At 42.9% G+C, this 19,687-nt stretch carries 22 protein-coding genes; 20 read left to right on the top strand and 2 right to left on the bottom strand.

The annotated features are described in order from the left end of the window. Positions 1-632: 632 nt before the first annotated feature. The 8 genes from rpmH (at position 633) to noc (ending at position 8,124) form a co-directional block, all read left to right on the top strand. On the top strand, positions 633-767 hold the full coding sequence (gene rpmH, locus G4P54_RS21110; protein WP_003178075.1) for a 50S ribosomal protein L34: 135 nt from the start codon (positions 633-635) through the stop codon (positions 765-767). Positions 768-918: 151 nt separating this feature from the next. Next, positions 919-1,269 carry a ribonuclease P protein component gene (gene rnpA, locus G4P54_RS21105; protein WP_014481515.1) on the top strand — a complete coding sequence of 117 codons (351 nt, stop codon included), beginning with the start codon at positions 919-921 and terminating at the stop codon, positions 1,267-1,269. A 144-nt stretch (positions 1,270-1,413) separates the two neighbouring features. After that, positions 1,414-2,199, top strand: coding sequence for a YidC family membrane integrase SpoIIIJ (gene spoIIIJ, locus G4P54_RS21100; protein ID WP_010886648.1), 786 nt, complete (start codon positions 1,414-1,416; stop codon positions 2,197-2,199). Beyond that, positions 2,196-2,822: an RNA-binding cell elongation regulator Jag/EloR gene (jag, locus tag G4P54_RS21095; RefSeq protein WP_167873788.1), complete on the top strand. Its 627-nt coding sequence runs from the start codon at positions 2,196-2,198 to the stop codon at positions 2,820-2,822. The genes spoIIIJ and jag overlap by 4 nt, the downstream gene beginning before the upstream one ends. A gap of 310 nt (positions 2,823-3,132) precedes the next feature. Beyond that, positions 3,133-4,512 carry a tRNA uridine-5-carboxymethylaminomethyl(34) synthesis GTPase MnmE gene (gene mnmE, locus G4P54_RS21090; RefSeq protein ID WP_167873787.1) on the top strand — a complete coding sequence of 460 codons (1,380 nt, stop codon included), beginning with the start codon at positions 3,133-3,135 and terminating at the stop codon, positions 4,510-4,512. A 19-nt stretch (positions 4,513-4,531) separates the two neighbouring features. Then, positions 4,532-6,418 (top strand): tRNA uridine-5-carboxymethylaminomethyl(34) synthesis enzyme MnmG, encoded by a 1,887-nt coding sequence (gene mnmG / locus G4P54_RS21085; RefSeq protein ID WP_167873786.1) that lies wholly within the window; start codon positions 4,532-4,534, stop codon positions 6,416-6,418. A gap of 13 nt (positions 6,419-6,431) precedes the next feature. After that, positions 6,432-7,151, top strand: a complete 720-nt coding sequence (gene rsmG / locus G4P54_RS21080; protein ID WP_003243029.1) for a 16S rRNA (guanine(527)-N(7))-methyltransferase RsmG — start codon at positions 6,432-6,434, stop codon at positions 7,149-7,151. Between the two features lie 121 nt (positions 7,152-7,272). Continuing rightward, positions 7,273-8,124, top strand: coding sequence for a nucleoid occlusion protein (gene noc / locus G4P54_RS21075; protein WP_024713386.1), 852 nt, complete (start codon positions 7,273-7,275; stop codon positions 8,122-8,124). A gap of 50 nt (positions 8,125-8,174) precedes the next feature. On the opposite strand, the gene G4P54_RS21070 is transcribed toward noc, so the two are convergent. Beyond that, on the bottom strand, positions 8,175-8,615 hold the full coding sequence (locus tag G4P54_RS21070; RefSeq protein ID WP_167873936.1) for a PH domain-containing protein: 441 nt from the start codon (positions 8,613-8,615) through the stop codon (positions 8,175-8,177). 246 nt (positions 8,616-8,861) lie between these two features. Here G4P54_RS21070 and soj point away from each other — a divergent pair, with 246 nt between their 5' ends. Further along, entirely contained in the window at positions 8,862-9,623 is a 762-nt protein-coding gene (soj, locus tag G4P54_RS21065; protein ID WP_003219244.1) for a sporulation initiation inhibitor protein Soj, read from the top strand. Continuing rightward, entirely contained in the window at positions 9,616-10,464 is an 849-nt protein-coding gene (spo0J, locus tag G4P54_RS21060; protein WP_167873785.1) for a stage 0 sporulation protein Spo0J, read from the top strand. The genes soj and spo0J overlap by 8 nt, the downstream gene beginning before the upstream one ends. Positions 10,465-10,502: 38 nt before the next feature. Here spo0J and yyaC read toward each other — a convergent pair whose 3' ends face one another. Further along, complete coding sequence (gene yyaC, locus G4P54_RS21055) at positions 10,503-11,120, bottom strand: spore protease YyaC (protein ID WP_167873784.1); 618 nt, start codon at positions 11,118-11,120, stop codon at positions 10,503-10,505. Positions 11,121-11,605: 485 nt separating this feature from the next. Between yyaC and G4P54_RS21050 the strand changes: the two genes are divergently transcribed. The 10 genes from G4P54_RS21050 (at position 11,606) to G4P54_RS21005 (ending at position 19,685) form a co-directional block, all read left to right on the top strand. Further along, on the top strand, positions 11,606-12,622 hold the full coding sequence (locus G4P54_RS21050) for a YkvI family membrane protein (protein ID WP_032681643.1): 1,017 nt from the start codon (positions 11,606-11,608) through the stop codon (positions 12,620-12,622). 93 nt (positions 12,623-12,715) lie between these two features. Next, positions 12,716-12,922, top strand: a complete 207-nt coding sequence (locus G4P54_RS21045; protein WP_024713381.1) for a DUF951 domain-containing protein — start codon at positions 12,716-12,718, stop codon at positions 12,920-12,922. A gap of 50 nt (positions 12,923-12,972) precedes the next feature. Continuing rightward, on the top strand, positions 12,973-14,976 hold the full coding sequence (locus G4P54_RS21040) for a molybdopterin-dependent oxidoreductase (protein ID WP_167873783.1): 2,004 nt from the start codon (positions 12,973-12,975) through the stop codon (positions 14,974-14,976). Between the two features lie 126 nt (positions 14,977-15,102). Next, entirely contained in the window at positions 15,103-16,203 is a 1,101-nt protein-coding gene (ychF, locus tag G4P54_RS21035; protein ID WP_167873782.1) for a redox-regulated ATPase YchF, read from the top strand. 110 nt (positions 16,204-16,313) lie between these two features. Then, a complete protein-coding gene (rpsF, locus tag G4P54_RS21030; protein ID WP_014115888.1) occupies positions 16,314-16,601 on the top strand; it encodes a 30S ribosomal protein S6 in 288 nt (95 codons plus the stop codon). Between the two features lie 39 nt (positions 16,602-16,640). After that, the gene (gene ssbA, locus G4P54_RS21025) at positions 16,641-17,159 is read left to right on the top strand and encodes a single-stranded DNA-binding protein SsbA (protein WP_014115887.1); all 519 of its coding nucleotides are present in this window, start codon (positions 16,641-16,643) and stop codon (positions 17,157-17,159) included. A gap of 43 nt (positions 17,160-17,202) precedes the next feature. After that, positions 17,203-17,442, top strand: coding sequence for a 30S ribosomal protein S18 (gene rpsR / locus G4P54_RS21020; protein ID WP_024713378.1), 240 nt, complete (start codon positions 17,203-17,205; stop codon positions 17,440-17,442). Positions 17,443-17,502: 60 nt separating this feature from the next. Next, complete coding sequence (gene xth / locus G4P54_RS21015; protein WP_167873781.1) at positions 17,503-18,261, top strand: exodeoxyribonuclease III; 759 nt, start codon at positions 17,503-17,505, stop codon at positions 18,259-18,261. 58 nt (positions 18,262-18,319) lie between these two features. Then, complete coding sequence (ccpB, locus tag G4P54_RS21010) at positions 18,320-19,255, top strand: transcriptional regulator CcpB (protein ID WP_167873780.1); 936 nt, start codon at positions 18,320-18,322, stop codon at positions 19,253-19,255. A 49-nt stretch (positions 19,256-19,304) separates the two neighbouring features. Beyond that, positions 19,305-19,685 (top strand): VOC family protein, encoded by a 381-nt coding sequence (locus tag G4P54_RS21005; RefSeq protein ID WP_167873779.1) that lies wholly within the window; start codon positions 19,305-19,307, stop codon positions 19,683-19,685. Positions 19,686-19,687 lie beyond the last annotated feature (2 nt).

The following is a 19,687-nucleotide window of genomic DNA, read 5'->3' as shown; positions in this document are numbered from 1 at the left end:
CTTCCGGCACGTCCCTCCTTTTCATAGAAAATGGTGTCTTTTTCTGTTATAGCACACAAAAAAAGAGCAAATGGCGCTTGCCATTCGTACACATTAAATGTTGAAAACATATAATATAGTAGATAAATAGCTTTTCGACAAATTTCACAACTTGTGGACAACCTTCTACACAAGCTGTGTGAAATCAATCCACAACTTATCCACACTTTGTGGATAAAGTGAGAAGGTGAGATTAGTAATCAAGAGTTAAAACACAAATATAATACCAAAATAAACGAGAGCTTGCAATGGTTGTCACAATCTTATCCACAAAGCATACAACCTGTTGAAAAAAATTTGTCCACAAGGGTTGGTAATGTGAAAATGTTGTCGATAACCTCTGTGGATATTAAAAAATGGCGAAATAGATATCCACATTCATGATTTTAGGGGCCTATTCTAATTGTTTGGAGTTGTCTTTTTTTCGTTAAATTAAGGAATCTAAAAAATAAGGTTTCGAAAGTTGAAAAGGTATGGTATCCTATTATGGTTGCAAGAAATAAAAGCACTAGTGAAGTTGACAATGAACAGGTAACGCAAATATAATAAGTAAGACTGTCTTTAACAGCTATTCCTCGAGGGAGGTGTCATAAATGAAAAGAACATTTCAACCGAATAACCGTAAACGCAGTAAAGTTCATGGCTTCAGAAGCCGTATGAGTTCAAAAAACGGTCGTCTAGTTTTAGCGCGCCGTCGCCGCAAAGGCAGAAAAGTATTATCAGCTTAGGCCACTGAATAATGTCAGTGGTCTTTTTTCACATTATGGGAAAAGATAGATGTGATGCGAGATGAACCGGGGCACGCTCCCTGGTTCTGATGCATCTCATTTTCGTTATATATTCTAAAAGTTTCTGCCAGCCAGTATCGGAGTGAGTCATTTGAAGAAGCGAAATCGTTTAAAGAAAAATGAAGATTTTCAAAAAGTGTTTAAGCATGGGACATCGGTAGCGAACCGCCAGTTTGTCTTATATACGCTTGATCAGCCTGAAAACGATGAGCTGCGTGTCGGGCTTTCCGTCAGCAAAAAAATTGGCAACGCTGTAATGCGAAATCGGATTAAACGTTTGATTCGGCAGGCTTTTCTTGAAGAGAAAGAGAGACTGAAGGAAAAGGATTACATCATTATTGCCAGAAAACCGGCGAGCCAGCTGACATTTGAGGAAACAAAAAAAAGTCTGCAGCATCTGTTCAGGAAGTCTTCTTTGTATAAGAAATCTTCATCAAAGTAGGCATTGCCACTGTTTTCTTACAACTTTTAAAAGCGCTTCCTTTCTGGTTGACCAGAAAAAGACACCATTTAAAACTGAAAGATGCTAAAATACATACAAGTATGCTTTGCAATAAGAGAGTGTAAAGATTAATTATAGGAGGAAATGTTGTTGAAAAGGAGAATAGGGTTACTATTAAGTATGGTCGGCGTATTCATGCTTTTGGCTGGATGTTCGAGTGTTAAAGAGCCGATCACTGCAGATAGTCCGCATTTTTGGGACAAGTACGTAGTATATCCATTGTCTGAGCTCATTACGTATGTAGCGAAATTGACGGGAGATAACTATGGACTTTCAATTATTCTTGTTACCATTTTAATTCGTTTATTAATTTTGCCGCTGATGATTAAGCAGCTGAGAAGTTCGAAAGCGATGCAGGCGTTACAGCCGGAAATGCAAAAGCTTAAAGAAAAATACAGCTCAAAGGATCAAAAAACGCAGCAAAAGCTTCAGCAGGAAACAATGGCTTTATTCCAAAAGCATGGTGTCAATCCGTTGGCGGGATGTTTCCCGATTTTAATCCAGATGCCGATTTTAATTGGGTTCTATCATGCGATTATGAGAACACAGGCGATTTCAGAGCATAGTTTCTTATGGTTTGACTTAGGGGAAAAAGATCCTTACTATATTCTTCCTATCGTTGCCGGTGTTGCTACATTTGTTCAGCAAAAACTGATGATGGCGGGCAATGCGCAGCAAAATCCGCAAATGGCGATGATGCTTTGGATTATGCCGATTATGATTATCGTATTTGCAATCAACTTCCCGGCGGCACTTTCTCTTTATTGGGTAGTCGGTAACTTATTTATGATTGCGCAAACTTTCCTCATTAAAGGACCAGACATTAAAAAGAATCCGGAACCGCAAAAAGCCGGAGGAAAGAAAAAGTGAGGAATGTGACTGCTGCAGGGCGAAATGTCGATGAAGCAGTACAGTCCGGATTGCAAGAGCTGGAATTAACGAAGGATAAGGTGGAAATTACCGTTATTGAAGAGGGAAGCAAAGGGTTTCTCGGTATTTTCGGTAAAAAACCGGCGGTCGTAAAGCTGGTTGAAAAGATTGATCCGATTCAGCAAACGAGGTCTTATCTTCAAACGATTGCCGAAGCGATTGCCGGGAAGTCTGATGTGACTGTTCGAGAAGGCAAAAAGACAGTGAGTTTCCATATAACAGGTGAAAAAGCGGCATTGTTGATTGGGAAAAGAGGACAAACCTTAAATGCCCTTGAAACTTTGACTCAGCTTGTCCTTAACCGTTATCCGGGCCAATATAAAAATGTGACGGTGGATGCAGAAAACTATCGTTTGAAAAGAAAAGATACACTGAGTCAGCTGGCCATCAGGCTAGCAGATCAGGTTTTGAAAACGAAAAAAGCAGTTCAGCTTGAACCTATGCCGTCCAGTGAAAGAAAAATCATACATGATACTCTTTCTGGATATGCAAACCACCAGATCAAAACGTATTCAATGGGTGAAGGCGAAAATCGCCATATCGTTATTTCCCATAAAAGATAGCATAAAACCGAAGTCCGGTAAAAAGCGGATTTCGGTTTTTTTGTATGATAAAAAGCTATTTTTCCTAGTAATATCAAGCTTTTGCCGTGTAAGTTTTTTCTTTTTAGGTGTATCCTGTTGATAAAAAGGAAGTTCAGGAAATAAAATTAATTGTTATTCACATGTGGATAAGTTAAAGTAATAGGGGACGAATTTCTAATTCTGTGGATAACAAATCTTCCACTTCGAACCAAACTATGTTATCTTTTAGTTTTGGCATAATAAACATTTTTTATATAGATGATAGGTTAAGTAAAGAGAGGTGAACAGCATGGATACAATTGCAGCAATTTCCACTCCGATGGGAGAAGGCGCGATTGCGATTGTACGGTTGAGCGGACCAGAAGCCATTCAAATCGCAGATAAAATTTATAAAGGACCGAAGGGGAAAACACTCAGTTCGGTTGATTCACATACGATTCATTATGGTCATATCGTAGACAGACCTTCGGATCGTGTCGTTGAGGAAGTAATGGTATCAGTGTTAAAAGCACCGAGAACTTTTACGCGGGAAGACGTCATTGAAATTAACTGTCACGGGGGAATTGTGACTGTGAACCAAGTGCTTCAGCTTGCATTGAGAGAGGGAGCGAGACTTGCAGAGCCGGGTGAATTTACGAAACGCGCGTTTTTAAACGGCCGAATCGATCTTTCACAGGCGGAAGCGGTTATGGACTTAATCAGAGCGAAAACAGACCGGGCAATGAATGTCGCCATGAATCAAATGGAAGGGCGGCTTTCTGCTTTGGTGCGCCGTTTGCGCGGCGAGATTTTAGAAACACTGGCTCATGTTGAGGTGAATATCGATTATCCGGAGTACGATGATGTAGAGGAAATGACACATCAGCTTTTGGTTGAAAAGGCAACCGCCGTGAAAAAAGAAATTGAGGCGCTGCTGAGGACGTCAGAACAAGGGAAAATTTTGCGTGAGGGTCTTTCAACTGTCATTATCGGCCGGCCGAATGTAGGGAAATCATCTCTTCTGAACAGCCTTGTTCATGAGGCAAAAGCCATTGTAACCGATATCCCCGGAACGACTCGGGATGTTATTGAGGAATACGTGAATGTAAGAGGCGTTCCGCTTCGTCTGGTTGATACAGCAGGTATTCGTGAAACAGAGGATATTGTTGAACGAATCGGTGTTGAACGTTCTCGTCAGGTTCTAAAGGAAGCGGACCTGATTTTACTTGTGCTTAATTATAGTGAAGAGCTTTCTGAAGAAGACGTGAAGCTTTTTGAAGCCGTTGAGGGCATGGACGTTATCGTGATTATGAATAAGACTGACCTTGAGGCGAAGATTGACAGTGAGCGTGTCCGTGAGCTTGCCAATGGACGTCCTGTTGTTACGACATCTCTTTTAAAAGAGGAAGGCGTCAATGATCTGGAAGAAGCGATTCAATCGCTGTTCTACACGGGTGCCATTGAAAGCGGAGATCTGACTTATGTCAGCAATACACGTCATATTTCTATATTACAGCAAGCAAAAGGCGCCATTGAAGATGCGCTTAGCGGCATCGAACAGGATGTCCCGATCGACATGGTGCAAATCGACCTTACAAGATGCTGGGAGCTTTTGGGCGAAATCATCGGAGATTCTGTTCACGAAAGCTTAATTGATCAGCTCTTTTCACAATTCTGTTTAGGAAAATAATAAAAGGAGGACTAGAATCATGGGGTATGAAGCAGGCCAATACGATGTGATTGTGATTGGCGCCGGGCATGCCGGTGTTGAGGCTGCCCTCGCATCAGCACGCCAAGGCGCCAAAACGCTTGTCTTGACCATCAACTTAGATATGGTTGCATTTATGCCATGTAATCCGTCTGTCGGCGGCCCTGCAAAAGGGATTGTCGTCCGCGAAATTGACGCGCTCGGCGGAGAAATGGGCAGAAACATCGATAAAACGCACATTCAAATGAGAATGCTGAATACTGGAAAAGGTCCTGCGGTCCGTGCATTGCGTGCGCAAGCAGACAAATTCCAATATCAGCACGAAATGAAAAATACACTTGAAAAAGAACCAAACTTAACATTGCTGCAAGGAATTGTGGAGCGGCTGATCGTTGAAGACGGCGAATGCCGCGGTGTGATTACACAAACCGGCGCGCATTATCGTGCGAAAGCAGTTGTCATGACGACAGGGACCTATTTAAGAGGACAGATCATTCTTGGCGATCTGTCTTACTCAAGCGGCCCGAATAACCAACAGCCTTCTATTAAGCTTTCTGAGCATTTGGAGGAGCTTGGCTTTGACCTTGTTCGTTTTAAAACAGGTACGCCGCCTCGCGTTAAAAGCGACACGATTGATTACAGCAAAACGGAAATTCAGCCTGGAGATGAGGTGCCTCGCGCCTTCTCATATGAAACAGTGGAATATATCACTGATCAGCTCCCTTGCTGGCTGACATATACAAGCCCTGAGACACATGAGATTATTGACAGCAACCTGCACCGTTCACCGATGTATTCCGGTATGATCAAAGGTACAGGCCCGCGATACTGCCCATCTATTGAGGATAAAGTTGTCCGTTTTAATGATAAACCGCGTCACCAAATCTTCCTTGAGCCGGAAGGCAGAAATACGCAGGAAGTCTATGTCCAAGGGTTATCTACAAGTCTTCCAGAAGATGTACAGCAAAGAATGCTTGCAACGATCCCTGGACTTGAAAACGTGCAAATGATGAGAGCCGGCTATGCAATCGAGTATGATGCGATCGTACCGACACAGCTTTGGCCGACACTTGAAACCAAAAAAATTACCAACCTTTACACTGCAGGCCAAATTAACGGAACATCCGGTTATGAGGAAGCTGCGGGACAAGGCATTATGGCGGGAATCAATGCAGGACGAAAAGCGCTTGGAAAAGAAGAAGTAATTTTAAGCCGTTCTGACGCCTACATTGGTGTTCTGATTGATGACCTTGTGACAAAAGGAACCAATGAGCCATATCGTCTTTTGACATCACGCGCTGAATACAGATTGCTTCTCCGCCATGACAATGCTGATTTGCGCCTGACAGAAATCGGACACCGCATTGGATTAATTTCTGACGAGCGCTATGCAGTTTTCGAGAAGAAAAAAGCAGCGATTGAAGCGGAGAGAAAACGTCTGTATTCTGTGATTATCAAGCCGTCTCCGGAAAACCAAGAATATATCCGTTCTCTTGGCGGAAGCGAATTGAAAGACGGAGTTCGCGGCACAGACTTGATGAAACGTCCTGAAATGAATTACGAAACCGTTACTAAACTGGCGCCGCCAGAAGTGCCGGTTCCGCAAGACGTGGCAGAACAAGTTGAAATCCAAGTGAAATATGAAGGATATATTGAAAAATCGCTTCAGCAAGTGGAAAAACTGAAAAAGATGGAAAATAAAAAAATTCCGGATCGAATTGATTATGACGCCATTAAAGGGATTGCGACTGAGGCGCGTCAAAAGCTGAAAAACGTGCGGCCTTTGTCTGTTGCCCAAGCTTCCCGCATTTCCGGCGTAAACCCGGCGGACATTTCAATTCTATTGGTGTATTTAGAGCAGGGACGCATTGCGAAGATAGCCGAATAGAAAGGATGACGGCATGAATATTGAAGAATTCACTTCTGGTTTGGCGGAAAAAGGGATTTCCCTTTCTCCCCGTCAGCTGGAGCAATTTGAGCTGTATTACGACATGCTGGTTGAATGGAACGAAAAAATCAATCTGACTTCTATTACAGAGAAAAAAGAAGTGTACCTTAAACATTTTTATGATTCCATTACAGCCGCTTTTTACGTCGACTTCAATCAAGTGAACACGATTTGTGATGTCGGAGCGGGAGCGGGTTTTCCGAGTCTGCCGATTAAAATATGCTTTCCGCATCTTCATGTCACAATCGTGGATTCACTAAACAAACGGATTACGTTTTTAGAGAAGTTATCTGAAGCTTTGCAGCTGGAGAATACGACATTCTGCCATGACAGAGCTGAAACATTCGGACAACGGAAAGACGTGCGGGAAAGCTATGATATTGTGACAGCCCGAGCGGTTGCAAGATTATCTGTTTTAAGTGAACTTTGCTTGCCTTTAGTGAAGAAAAACGGTTTATTTGTGGCTTTAAAAGCCGCATCAGCCGAAGAAGAGCTGAATGCCGGCAAAAAAGCGATCACAACGCTTGGAGGAGAACTTGAGAATATCCATTCCTTTAAGCTGCCTATTGAAGAAAGCGATCGTAATATTATGGTGATACGGAAGATAAAAAATACACCTAAGAAGTATCCAAGAAAACCGGGAACTCCTAATAAATCGCCAATTGAAGGGTAATTTAGACAGCCTGTTATGACAATACCATCATATTTTCATCAAAATTGATGGATGTACAGCAGGAAAAACCATGAGAAAATAGAATTATAAAAATGGCAGTTTTTAAAGGTGGTGTAGGTACATGAAGCATTCATTCTCTCGTTTCTTCGGGCTTGGTGAGAAGGAACAGGAACCGGAGATTGCTGAACATGAGACAAACAAAGAAGAGATTCTGGAAATACCGGTAAATGCTATCGTTCCCAACCGTTTTCAGCCACGCACCATTTTCTCAGATGAAAAAATCAAAGAGTTAGCAATGACCATTCATACACACGGCATTATTCAGCCGATTGTTGTTAGGCATACAGATGAAGAAGGCCAATACGAACTCATTGCAGGTGAAAGACGCTGGAGAGCGGTGCAATCGCTCGAGTGGGAGAAGATTCCGGCAATTATTAAGGATTTTTCCGACACGGAAACCGCCTCTGTGGCGTTGATTGAAAACTTGCAGCGGGAAGAGCTGTCTTCTATTGAGGAAGCGCATGCCTATGCTCGACTTCTTGAACTGCATGACTTAACACAAGAAGCACTCGCACAGCGTTTAGGAAAAGGACAGTCCACCATTGCGAATAAGCTGCGGTTATTAAAGCTGCCTCAGCCGATCCAAGACGCGATAATGGAAAAGAAAATCACTGAGCGTCATGCCAGAGCGCTGATTCCGCTGAAACAGCCTGAGCTCCAAGTCACACTGCTCACAGAGATCATTGAGAAAAGCTTAAATGTAAAGCAGACAGAAGACCGCGTGGTGAAAATGCTGGAGCAGGGTCAGAGAAAACCAAAGCCAAGGCGCAAAGCGTTCAGCAGAGATACAAGAATTGCAATGAACACGATTCGCCAGTCACTATCAATGGTTGAAGACAGCGGTGTAAAATTGAATACGGAAGAAGAAGAATTTGAAGAATATATTCAATTAACGATTCGCATACCAAAATAAAAGCTCTCCTCAAAAGCAGGAGAGCTTTCTACATTCGATGTAAAAGGAAATTAATTACTTTTAGTGAATATTATTATATTAGAATTCCTTTCTTTGAGCTTGTGGATAAATTCTTCAGTATTTTGCGGTGAAATGACTGCATGTCCCAAACCCCCTTGATAATATATCGTGATGGCATGACGAGAGCCGATCAAACGAAAACCTGACCACAGCTTCTTTTTTTGAACCACTTTATCAATTTTTTCGTAAGGAATTTGATGTTTGATCAGTCCGGCTTTAATGATCAGGTGGTGCTCCTTCAATACATATTTCAGATCAATAAAGCTCCAAATGATGAGCGCATTTAATAGGGTCAGCAGAGTGAAAATCATCCATCCTGTAACCCGCACATTCCCCAGAACAAAAGGAACAAGGGCATCTGCTTGTATCAGTAATATGAGAAACACAATCATCAGCGTAACAGGTACATCTCTTTTTGTTTGATAAACCATATTCTCACCGTCCTGTTTGACGTTCTGCACTGTAACTTCTTCTTTTTTTCTTTGAGAAATTCCTTTTTTAAGTCAAAAAAACATAAAAATTGTAGAATTTATAAGAGAAAGCATATGAGGCGCTTTAATTTTCAATTATTTCCTTTCTGATTCGAAACAAAATAATGAAAAAAATGAAACGCTTTAATCTTTTTTTGATAGAATAGAAGCAAGATAGTACATGTTCATGTGAAAGTAGGTGACATCGTGGGAAAAATCATAGCAATTACGAACCAAAAAGGCGGGGTCGGCAAAACAACGACGTCTGTCAACCTTGGGGCATGCTTGGCTTACATAGGGAAAAGGGTTCTGCTGGTAGATATTGATCCGCAGGGAAATGCGACAAGCGGATTGGGGATTGAAAAAGCCGATGTAGAGCAGTGTGTGTACGATATTTTAGTAGATGATGCAGATGTAATAGATATTATTAAAGCAACGACTGTTGAGAACTTGGACGTGATTCCTGCGACGATTCAGCTTGCTGGAGCTGAGATCGAGCTTGTTCCGACGATTTCAAGAGAAGTGAGACTGAAGAGGGCGCTTGAAGCAGTAAAGCAGAATTATGATTATATTATCATTGATTGTCCGCCGTCCCTGGGGCTGCTGACGATTAACGCGCTGACTGCCTCAGATTCCGTTGTGATTCCTGTACAGTGCGAATATTACGCTTTGGAGGGGCTCAGCCAATTATTAAATACAGTACGTCTTGTGCAAAAGCATTTGAATACTGATTTAATGATTGAAGGTGTATTGCTGACCATGCTTGATGCACGGACGAATCTTGGCATTCAAGTCATTGAAGAGGTTAAAAAATATTTTAGAGATAAAGTATATAAGACCGTTATTCCGCGTAATGTCCGTCTGAGCGAGGCACCGAGTCACGGGAAACCCATCATTTTATACGATCCGCGGTCAAGAGGTGCGGAAGTATACCTAGATTTAGCAAAGGAAGTGGCTGCGAATGGCTAAAGGCCTTGGAAAAGGGATTAATGCGTTGTTTAATCAGGTCGATTTGTCTGAAGAGACAGTAGAAGAGATAAAAATTGCCGATTTACGCCCTAATCCTTATCAGCCAAGAAAACACTTTGATGACGAGGCGTTAGCTGAACTAAAAGAATCTGTGCTGCAGCATGGCATTCTTCAGCCGCTTATCGTCAGAAAATCTTTAAAAGGCTATGATATTGTTGCGGGTGAACGCCGTTTTCGAGCGGCAAAGCTGGCTGGTTTAGATACGGTTCCGGCGATTGTCCGTGAATTATCAGAGGCGTTAATGAGAGAAATTGCTTTATTGGAAAACCTTCAGCGTGAAGATTTATCGCCGCTTGAAGAGGCTCAGGCCTATGATTCCTTGCTGAAACACTTAGATCTCACGCAAGAACAGCTTGCGAAACGCCTTGGCAAAAGCAGACCGCATATTGCGAATCATTTAAGACTGCTGACACTGCCAGAAAGCATTCAGCAGCTTATTGCAGAAGGCACGCTTTCTATGGGACATGGACGTACGCTTCTTGGTCTAAAAAACAAAAATAAGCTTGAACCGCTTGTACAAAAAGTCATTGCGGAACAGCTTAATGTCCGTCAGCTGGAGCAGCTCATTCAGCAGTTGAATCAGAATGTTTCACGTGAAACAAAGAAAAAAGAACCTGTGAAAGACGCGGTTCTAAAAGAACGGGAATCCTATCTCCAAAATTATTTTGGAACAACAGTTAATATTAAAAGACAGAAGAAAAAAGGAAAAATCGAAATAGAATTTTTCTCTAATGAAGATCTTGATCGGATTTTAGAACTTTTGTCTGAACGAGAATCGTAAATGAAGAAACCATCTTTCAAGAGAAGATGGTTTTTGTTTTAGATTCGTCCAGTGAGCCTTTGCAGCGGGTTAAGGCGTTCCTGCCTCCACTCTGTCCGATCTGTTAAGCTCAATCCTTCAGCAAGCACTTGTGCCATACTCATGACCAAATGCAGTCTTGTATTTTGTAAAACAAAGTATTCCATGAAACCGCTCACATTCACAATTCCGTTAATATGAAGATCCCCCACTTCAGGAAGGTCTTTTTGCACTCCGGCTCCAGGCTTTAATGGCCCTTCTCCGATTTGAAATGATCCTACACTTTTGACGCGTCCTAAGCAAGCATCGACTGCTATAATAAATGGGTTTTTATGTAATTTTTGAATGTCATTTATTTTTTCATTCATGTTCACAGCATGGACGGGATCAGATAAGGTTCCATAGACATGGAATCTGGTGAGCTGCATCTGTTTGAGTTTCATTCCTACGAGCGGGCCTAATGAATCACCGGTTGAACGGTCTGTTCCGATACAAACCACGACAATTGGTTTGCCGGCAGCTTTACGTAAGGGTGAAGAAAGAATGGTTTGGATTTGTTTTGCTGCAGCTGCATCTGTATGTGAAACATATTGCTTTACTCGTTCCTGAGAGGAAAAAAGCCCGCCTTTTCGATTCATAGGTTTCACTTCCTTGTTATAGTAGGTAACAGAATGGCTAAGTTGTGTGTTTAGTTATGTAAGGTTGTTTACAGTATATCCAGCAGTGCGTTTTTTTATGCTTTATGTATGGCGTGGAGGATTTTTTAAAGCAGAGGGCATGATATGAATGGTTAGAGAGATTTACCAGCATTGTGCCCCAACAACTTGATCCTGTTCAAGCTATGGTCTGCTTATTAAACACTTTGAGAAAGAGTAATTAACGACGTTCTGAAGATATAGATGGGGATTGTTAGAAAAAAGTGAAGAATGAGATTCACTTCTTTCACTCGCGGACAAACTATTATCTCGTTTTAGGCTGCCTGTATCGGCAGTCTTTTTATGTGTATTTCGTATGGTAATTTCACCTTATGGCCAATATCTATGAAAATATGGCATGTTTGCTTTCTGTTATTTATATAGTAACAATAGCGGGAACAAGCTGAACTCTGTGCTATGAGGTGATGATGTTGTGGAGAGCCGGAATGAAGTGGATGCTGCTCATTTTAGGGAGCCTGATTGGGGCTGGATATGCGAGCGGTCAGGAGATTTGGCAGTTTTTTGGGGCGGAAAGCGGACTTGCTATTGTGCTGTTTACAATCATGTTCATTTTCTCCTCGTATATTGTGATGAAAATCAGTTTTAAGGTTCAATCCACTCATTTTCTGCCGGTTCTGGAACATTTGATGGGACCGTGGCTGGCGAAAATTTATGATGTCCTCATCATTTTTTATTTGTTTTCGACCACGATGGTGATGATTGCCGGAGGCGGTGTGACCCTGCAAATGTACAAGCTTCCTTTCTGGTGGGGAATCGCGCTGATTTGCATTGTGACAGTGTGTTTGTTTTTTTGGGATGTGAAAGGAATATTATCAGTGAATGGTATTTTAATTCCTGTGTTAGTGGCGGGGCTGCTGTATGCGCTGATCTCTTTTCAGAGCACTCACCATCATACGTGGATGATTGATTTGACGCGGCAGTATAACTGGCCTGCGAGCATCACGTTTACCTCTTTAAACATCCTTTCAGTAGTCGCGATTTTATCTTCCGTCGGGAAAGAAATGAAAGGACTCGGAGAAGCGAAAATCGCCAGTGTGGCAAGCGGCCTTATTTTTGGCGTGATCTCCTTTGTTTATAATGAAACGTTAGTGGAACTGGCTGGTTCCCTCTCACAGTTTGAAATACCGCTGTTTGCCATTTTGGAGGGTGCACCTTATTTCTTTTTTTTATGTATGACGGCAGTGCTGTGCCTTGCGATTTACACGACAACGGTAGCTGGTTTGCTGGGGCTGTCCAGCCGGCTGATGGCGTTTGTTCATATGCCGAGATGGACGATTGTGTTGATTCTGTTAGTGTTGATGGTGCCTTTTACTTCTTTCGGATTTTCTGATTTGATCGCGTTCTTGTATCCAATATACGGGATGCTGAATTTGTATTTGTTGGTTTGTCTGCTGTTATATCCACTTTTGAGTAAATGGAAATAAAAGGATGTATTTCTTTTCGGATATCTTGATTGCTCTTATGATCAGTTTTTTTGTACAATAGATACAGCAGTTTATGAAAAGAGGTGAAGGGTCTTGGCAGATAAAGACTTTGGCCTGAATGATGTTGTGGAAATGAAAAAACAGCATCCATGCGGAGCGAACAGCTGGAAAATTATTCGCATGGGAATGGATATTCGAATTAAGTGTGAGGGATGCTCTCACAGTGTTATGATTCCGAGAAAAGAATTTGAAAGAAAACTAAAAAAAGTACTAATCAAGCATGAGGAGCCTACTTCGTAAAAAGGCTGGCACTCATGCTTTTTCATATAGAAGGTAAGGAGAAGACGGCGATGAGCAATGTGCATCAGTCAGCATGTCCGCTGAATTGCTGGGACAGCTGCGGCTTTTTGGTGACTGTTGAAGACGGAAAGGTAACAAAAGTGGACGGCGATCCAAACCATCCGATTACGGAAGGCAAAATCTGCGGCCGCGGCAGAATGCTCGAGACAAAGACAAATTCGCCTGAGCGGCTTCGCTATCCGATGAAAAAACAAAATGGCGAGTTTGTTCGGATATCCTGGGAGCAGGCGCTTGATGAAATTGCCGATAAACTTCGGGAGATTAAGAAAACGTCGGAGACGACTGCTGTTTTGCACAGCCATGATTATGCGAATAATGGTTTGTTAAAAGCGCTTGATCAGCGCTTTTTTAATGGATATGGCGGCGTGACGGAAATTGTCGGAAGCATATGCTGGGGCTCCGGAATTGAAGCGCAAAGCTGGGATTTCGGCCGTTCGTACGGGCACGGCCCGCTTGATATTTACAACAGCAAACATGTTGTTGTGTGGGGAAGAAATGTATCCAGAACGAATATGCACTTGTACCATCACCTGCAGCAGGTGAAGAAAAAGGGCGTCACCATAACGGTGATTGATCCGATCTTCAACCCGACTGCCAAGCTTGCAGACCGCTACATTTCTGTAAAGCCTGGAATGGATGGCTGGCTTGCGGCAGCCATTTTAAAGGTTCTGATTGAGACGGGAAAAACGAATGAGACGTTTATTTCTGAGCACTCTGTCGGCTTTGATGATGTGAAAGCGCTTTTGAAAACCGTTTCCCTAGAAGAGTTTATTGTGAAAACAGAAACTTCTATGGAGGAGCTGGAGTATCTGGCCGGTTTGTATGCTGATGGCCCGGTGTCTACCTTTATGGGTCTTGGCATGCAGCGTTATAAAAACGGCGGCGAAACGATTCGCTGGATCGATGCACTCGTTGCAGCAAGCGGAAATGTCGGAATAAAAGGCGGCGGCGCCAATTTCGGCAACGTCCAAATTGGTGAGAGCTTTGCAAAAACGAAGCTGACGCTGCCGGAATTAAAAACAGCATCACGTTCGTTTTCAATGATGACGCAGGCTGAAGAGGTGTTAACGGCTGCCGATCCCGCGATTGAGATGATCATTGTGACGTGCGGAAACCCGCTGACTCAGGTGCCGAATACAAATAAAGTAAGACAAGCTTTTGAAAAGGTTCCGATGTCTGTGGCAATTGATTCAATCATGACGGATACGGCAAAACTGTGTGACTATGTTTTGCCGACAGCCACTGTTTTCGAAGAAGAGGATATCTACTATTCCAGTATGTATCATCATTACGTTCAGTACGGGAAAAAGCTTGTGGAGCCGCAGGGCGAAGCAAAGTCGGACAGCTGGATCTGGTCAGAGCTTGCAAAACGCCTTGGCTTTGGCGAGTTGTTTGAATATAGTACTGAAGAATTTTTGGAGATGGGGCTTTCTTCATTGGAAGCAGAGGATGTGACGCTTGAGCGTTTGAAAGAAAAAGGCCACCTTCCTCTTCCGGTTAAGCAGGTTCCGTGGGATGATTATCAGTTTTTGACGCCGAGCGGAAAATTTGAGTTTACTTCATCGTTAGCTGAGGAAAAAGGATTTAGCGGTTTGCTTCAATTAAACGTGCCCGAAGAATCTATTTTCCATAATGAGGCGTTAGCTGGAAAGTATCCTTACACGCTGTTGTCCATTCATCCGCAGCGTTCTAATCATTCTCAGCATGTGCCGTTTATTGAAAAGTTACAGCACGTTCAGGTAGATATCTCTCCAGATATAGCGGCGGAGCAGAATCTTCAGGACGGAGATGAGGTTGTCGTTTTTAATGACCGCGGGCGCTTGACGGGCAAGGTGAAAGTGATGAAGCACGCTCATCCGAAGACGATTAATATAGATGAAGGCATGTGGGCGGCTTTTGGAGGTTCAGTCAATGCACTGACAAATGATACAAATTCCGATAATGGAATGGGAAGCACGCTTTTTGACTGTTTAGTAAGCTTGAAAAAAGCATAATCGAAGGGATTGGCAGGCAGAAAATGCTTTTTTGTCAGCTTGTCTTTTCCAGGGAACCTCCTTATAATTGCTCTAGGTTCAAAATACGTTTATACAATGACGGTTTTATATAGAGGAGATGAAAGAATGGCTTTAACAGCTGGAATTGTTGGTTTGCCAAACGTCGGGAAATCAACACTATTTAACGCAATAACACAGGCCGGTGCCGAATCAGCGAACTACCCGTTCTGTACGATTGATCCGAACGTGGGGATTGTAGAAGTACCTGATGATCGTCTGCAAAAGCTGACTGAGCTGGTCAAACCGAAGAAGACTGTACCGACTGCCTTTGAATTCACTGATATTGCAGGGATCGTAAAAGGCGCATCTAAAGGAGAAGGACTCGGTAACAAATTCCTTTCCCACATTCGCCAGGTTGATGCGATTTGCCACGTTGTCCGTGCTTTTTCTGATGACAACATTACACACGTTTCCGGAAAAGTTGATCCGATTGATGACATTGAAACGATCAACCTTGAGCTGATCCTTGCTGATATGGAAACAGTTGAAAAGCGTATTACACGCGTCAGCAAACTTGCGAAGCAAAAAGATAAAGACGCTGTAATTGAGTTTGAGATTCTGTCCAAACTGAAAGAAGCGTTTGAAAGCGAAAAGCCTGCTCGTTCTGTTGAATTCACTGAAGAGCAGCAAAAGCTTGTGAAGCAGCTTCATTTACTGACTTCAAAGCCAATTTTGTATGTGGCAAACGTAAGTGAAGATGAAGTGGCAGATCCATCTGGCAATGAATATGTAGCGAAGATTCGCGAATACGCTGCCGGCGAAAATGCGGAGGTTATCGTTGTTTGTGCGAAAATCGAATCCGAGATCGCTGAGCTTGAAGGCGATGAGAAACAAATGTTCCTTGAAGAGCTCGGCATTGAAGAATCAGGCCTTGATCAACTGATCAAAGCGTCTTACTCTCTTCTTGGCCTTGCAACATACTTCACAGCCGGAGAACAGGAAGTCAGAGCTTGGACATTTAAAAAAGGCATGAAAGCCCCTGAGTGTGCAGGAGTTATTCATAGTGACTTTGAGCGCGGCTTCATTCGTGCTGAAACGGTTGCTTACGAGGATCTTCTTGCGGGCGGCGGTATGGCTGGAGCGAAAGAGGCAGGAAAAGTCCGTCTCGAAGGAAAAGAGTACGTCGTTCAAGACGGAGATGTTATTCATTTCCGATTTAATGTATAGGATGCAGTTGTAAAGGGACAAGAGCTTTGGTATAATATAAAATTGTGAGTAATAGAATTATTGCTCCTTGCCCATTATGGGCCGCTTAGTCCAAAAGGAGGTGCAAACAGATGAGAAAGTACGAAGTTATGTACATTATCCGCCCAAACATTGACGATGAGTCTAAAAAAGCAGTTATCGAGCGTTTCAACAACGTTCTGACTTCTAACGGTGCGGAGATCACTGGAACAAAGGATTGGGGTAAACGTCGTCTTGCTTACGAAATCAACGATTTCCGTGACGGTTTCTACCAAATCTTAAACGTTCAAGCTGACGCTGCGGCAGTTCAAGAATTTGACCGTCTAGCTAAGATCAGTGACGATATCATTCGCCACATTGTTGTTAAAGAAGAAGAATAAGCAATTTTGAAATATATAATGTAAAAGGTGGTCTTTCTTATGCTTAACCGAGTTGTATTAGTCGGAAGACTGACAAAAGACCCAGAGCTTCGTTATACGCCAAACGGTGCGGCTGTTGCTACGTTTACTCTTGCTGTGAATCGTACATTTACGAACCAGTCTGGAGAACGCGAGGCCGATTTCATTAATTGTGTCACTTGGAGAAGACAAGCCGAAAACGTTGCAAACTTCCTGAAAAAAGGAAGCCTTGCAGGCGTAGATGGCCGTTTACAAACAAGAAACTATGAAAACCAGCAAGGACAGCGTGTCTTCGTGACTGAGGTCCAAGCTGAAAGTGTTCAATTTCTTGAGCCGAAAAACGGCGGCGGTTCTGGTTCAGGTGGATACAACGAAGGAAACAGCGGCGGAGGCCAGTACTTTGGCGGAGGCCAAAACGATAATCCATTCGGAGGAAATCAAAACAACCAGAAACGCAATCAAGGGAACAGCTTTAATGATGACCCATTTGCCAACGACGGCAAACCGATTGACATCTCGGATGACGATCTTCCATTCTAATGAGATTATCGCCTAAATTGACAAAGAAAGGAGGGAAATGACAATGGCAGGAGGACGCAGAGGCGGTCGTGCGAAACGCCGTAAAGTGTGTTATTTCACTTCTAACGGCATCACGCACATCGACTACAAAGATATAGATCTTCTTAAAAAGTTTGTTTCTGAGCGCGGTAAAATTTTACCACGTCGTGTAACTGGAACAAACGCTAAATACCAACGTAAATTGACTGCAGCGATCAAACGCGCACGTCAAATGGCTTTACTTCCGTACGTAAGCGGTGAGTAAGCTGATACGTAAAGAGCAAGGGCCTTCGGGTTCTTGCTCTTTTTTATAGGGGGATGAAACATGAAGCTGATTTCTTGGAATGTAAATGGCCTGCGGGCTGTCATGAGAAAGATGGATTTCCTTTCTTATTTGAAAAAAGAGGATGCAGATATCATATGTCTTCAAGAAACAAAGATACAGGACGGCCAGGTTGATCTCCGGCCTGAAGGCTATCATGTGTATTGGAATTATGCAGTGAAAAAAGGGTATTCCGGGACGGCTGTTTTTTCAAAACAAGAGCCGCTGCGTGTCATGTACGGAATCGGAATAGAAGAGCATGACCAAGAAGGCAGAGTGATTACGCTGGAATTTGAAAACGTGTTTGTGATGACCGTTTACACGCCTAATGCCAAAAGAGGGTTGGAGCGGATCGAATACCGCATGCAATGGGAAGAGGCTTTATTAGCTTATATTCTTGAATTGGATAAGAAAAAACCGGTCATTTTATGCGGCGATTTGAATGTGGCTCATCAGGAGATCGATTTAAAAAATCCAAAAGCGAATCGGAATAACGCTGGATTTTCTGATCAAGAAAGAGGGGCCTTCACTCGCTTCTTAGAAGCTGGCTTTGTTGACTCCTTCCGCCACGTTTATCCTGATCTTGCAGGCGCTTATTCCTGGTGGTCGTATCGCGCAGGTGCCCGGGACAGAAATATCGGATGGCGCATTGATTATGTTGTTGTTTCTGAAAGGCTTAAGGAACGAATTGAGGATGCCAGCATATCAGCGGATGTCATGGGGTCCGACCATTGTCCTGTTGAACTTATGATCAATATATGATGAGATAGCAGTAAGGAATTTACACTTACTGCTTTTTTATATGAAAAAGGAGAAAGAGATGGCAAACATAAAAGAGATTGCAAGACTGGCAAATGTATCTGTTTCGACTGTTTCTCGTGTATTGAATCATCATCCGTATGTGTCTGAAGAAAAAAGGAAGCTTGTTCATCAAGTCATGAAGAAATTAGATTACACACCAAATCGAACCGCAATCGACCTCATTCGCGGGAAAACCTATACGGTCGGTGTGATTCTGCCTTATAGCGATCATCCTTGCTTTGATAAAATTGTAAACGGGATCACTAAGGCGGCTTTTCAGCATGAGTATGCAACGGCCCTCCTCCCCACCAATTATAACTCCGCTATCGAAATCAAATATTTAGAGCTGTTAAGAACGAAGAAAATAGATGGTCTTATCATTACATCCCGCGCTAATGACTGGGACAGCATTATCGCTTATCGGGAGTATGGGCCGATCATCGCTTGTGAGAATACCGGAGACATTGATGTCCCGTGTGCGTATAACGACAGAAAAGCTGCTTATGCAGAAAGCTTTCGCTATTTAAAGAGCCGCAGACATGAGAATATCGCTTTTACATGCGTCAGAGAAGCCGACAGAAGTCCGAGCACGGCTGATAAAGCTGCGGCCTATAAAGCAGTTTACGGGAGGCTGGAAGACCGTCATATCCTGTCTGGATGCAATGATATGAATGACGGTGAGCGGGCTGCTGAGCATTTTTATATGAGCGAACGGGTTCCAACGGCTATTTATGCAAATAGTGATGAAGTGGCAGCCGGAATTCATGTATTTGCCCAGAAGAATAATTGGGATGTTGACATCATCGGCGAGGGGAATTCTTCTATCAGCCGTGTTCTCGGTTTTCCGTCTCTTGATTTGAATCTTGAGCAGCTCGGTATTGCAGCATTTTCTTTATTTTTGCAGGATGAACCCGTTGATATTAAAATTGAGCATCAATTCGCGAAAAAAGCTTGAACTGAAATGCATTTCATACCTTATAACTTCATTGAAGGAGGAGGAAGAAATGCGGATAGAACATATAGCGATCTGGGTCAAAGATTTAGAGCGAGCGAAGGCTTTTTATGAAATGTATTTTAATGGGGAATCGAATGATCTGTATCACAATGAGAAAAAAGATTTTAAGTCTTATTTTATGACGTTTGATTCCGGGGCAAGGCTGGAAATTATGAAAAAAGGTCATGTAACCGATCCGCCTTCACAAACAATGACAGGCTGGGCGCATATTGCCTTTTCGGTTGGAAGCCGGGAGAAGGTTGATGAACTGACTGATCGATTGAAGAAGGATGGTTTCGCCGTAGTAAACGGCCCAAGGACGACAGGAGACGGCTACTATGAAAGTGTAATTGAAGATGATGAAGGAAATTTGATCGAGATAACAATCTGACA

It is taken from the genome of Bacillus tequilensis (assembly GCF_012225885.1).
Classification (GTDB): domain Bacteria; phylum Bacillota; class Bacilli; order Bacillales; family Bacillaceae; genus Bacillus; species Bacillus tequilensis.
Note: the sequence above shows the minus strand (reverse complement) of the source record. Positions and strands in the feature narration are given on the sequence as shown.

Bases quoted from the DNA above. Each gene is read 5' to 3' on its own strand.
- rpmH (WP_003178075.1), top strand. From the start codon at position 633: ATGAAAAGAACATTTCAACCGAATAACCGTAAACGCAGTAAAGTTCAT.
- spoIIIJ (WP_010886648.1), top strand. From the start codon at position 1,414: ATGTTGTTGAAAAGGAGAATAGGGTTACTATTAAGTATGGTCGGCGTA.
- mnmE (WP_167873787.1), top strand. From the start codon at position 3,133: ATGGATACAATTGCAGCAATTTCCACTCCGATGGGAGAAGGCGCGATT.
- mnmG (WP_167873786.1), top strand. From the start codon at position 4,532: ATGGGGTATGAAGCAGGCCAATACGATGTGATTGTGATTGGCGCCGGG.
- rsmG (WP_003243029.1), top strand. From the start codon at position 6,432: ATGAATATTGAAGAATTCACTTCTGGTTTGGCGGAAAAAGGGATTTCC.
- noc (WP_024713386.1), top strand. From the start codon at position 7,273: ATGAAGCATTCATTCTCTCGTTTCTTCGGGCTTGGTGAGAAGGAACAG.
- G4P54_RS21070 (WP_167873936.1), bottom strand. From the start codon at position 8,615: ATGGTTTATCAAACAAAAAGAGATGTACCTGTTACGCTGATGATTGTG.
- spo0J (WP_167873785.1), top strand. From the start codon at position 9,616: ATGGCTAAAGGCCTTGGAAAAGGGATTAATGCGTTGTTTAATCAGGTC.
- yyaC (WP_167873784.1), bottom strand. From the start codon at position 11,120: ATGAATCGAAAAGGCGGGCTTTTTTCCTCTCAGGAACGAGTAAAGCAA.
- G4P54_RS21050 (WP_032681643.1), top strand. From the start codon at position 11,606: ATGTTGTGGAGAGCCGGAATGAAGTGGATGCTGCTCATTTTAGGGAGC.
- G4P54_RS21040 (WP_167873783.1), top strand. From the start codon at position 12,973: ATGAGCAATGTGCATCAGTCAGCATGTCCGCTGAATTGCTGGGACAGC.
- ychF (WP_167873782.1), top strand. From the start codon at position 15,103: ATGGCTTTAACAGCTGGAATTGTTGGTTTGCCAAACGTCGGGAAATCA.
- rpsF (WP_014115888.1), top strand. From the start codon at position 16,314: ATGAGAAAGTACGAAGTTATGTACATTATCCGCCCAAACATTGACGAT.
- ssbA (WP_014115887.1), top strand. From the start codon at position 16,641: ATGCTTAACCGAGTTGTATTAGTCGGAAGACTGACAAAAGACCCAGAG.
- rpsR (WP_024713378.1), top strand. From the start codon at position 17,203: ATGGCAGGAGGACGCAGAGGCGGTCGTGCGAAACGCCGTAAAGTGTGT.
- xth (WP_167873781.1), top strand. From the start codon at position 17,503: ATGAAGCTGATTTCTTGGAATGTAAATGGCCTGCGGGCTGTCATGAGA.
- ccpB (WP_167873780.1), top strand. From the start codon at position 18,320: ATGGCAAACATAAAAGAGATTGCAAGACTGGCAAATGTATCTGTTTCG.
- G4P54_RS21005 (WP_167873779.1), top strand. From the start codon at position 19,305: ATGCGGATAGAACATATAGCGATCTGGGTCAAAGATTTAGAGCGAGCG.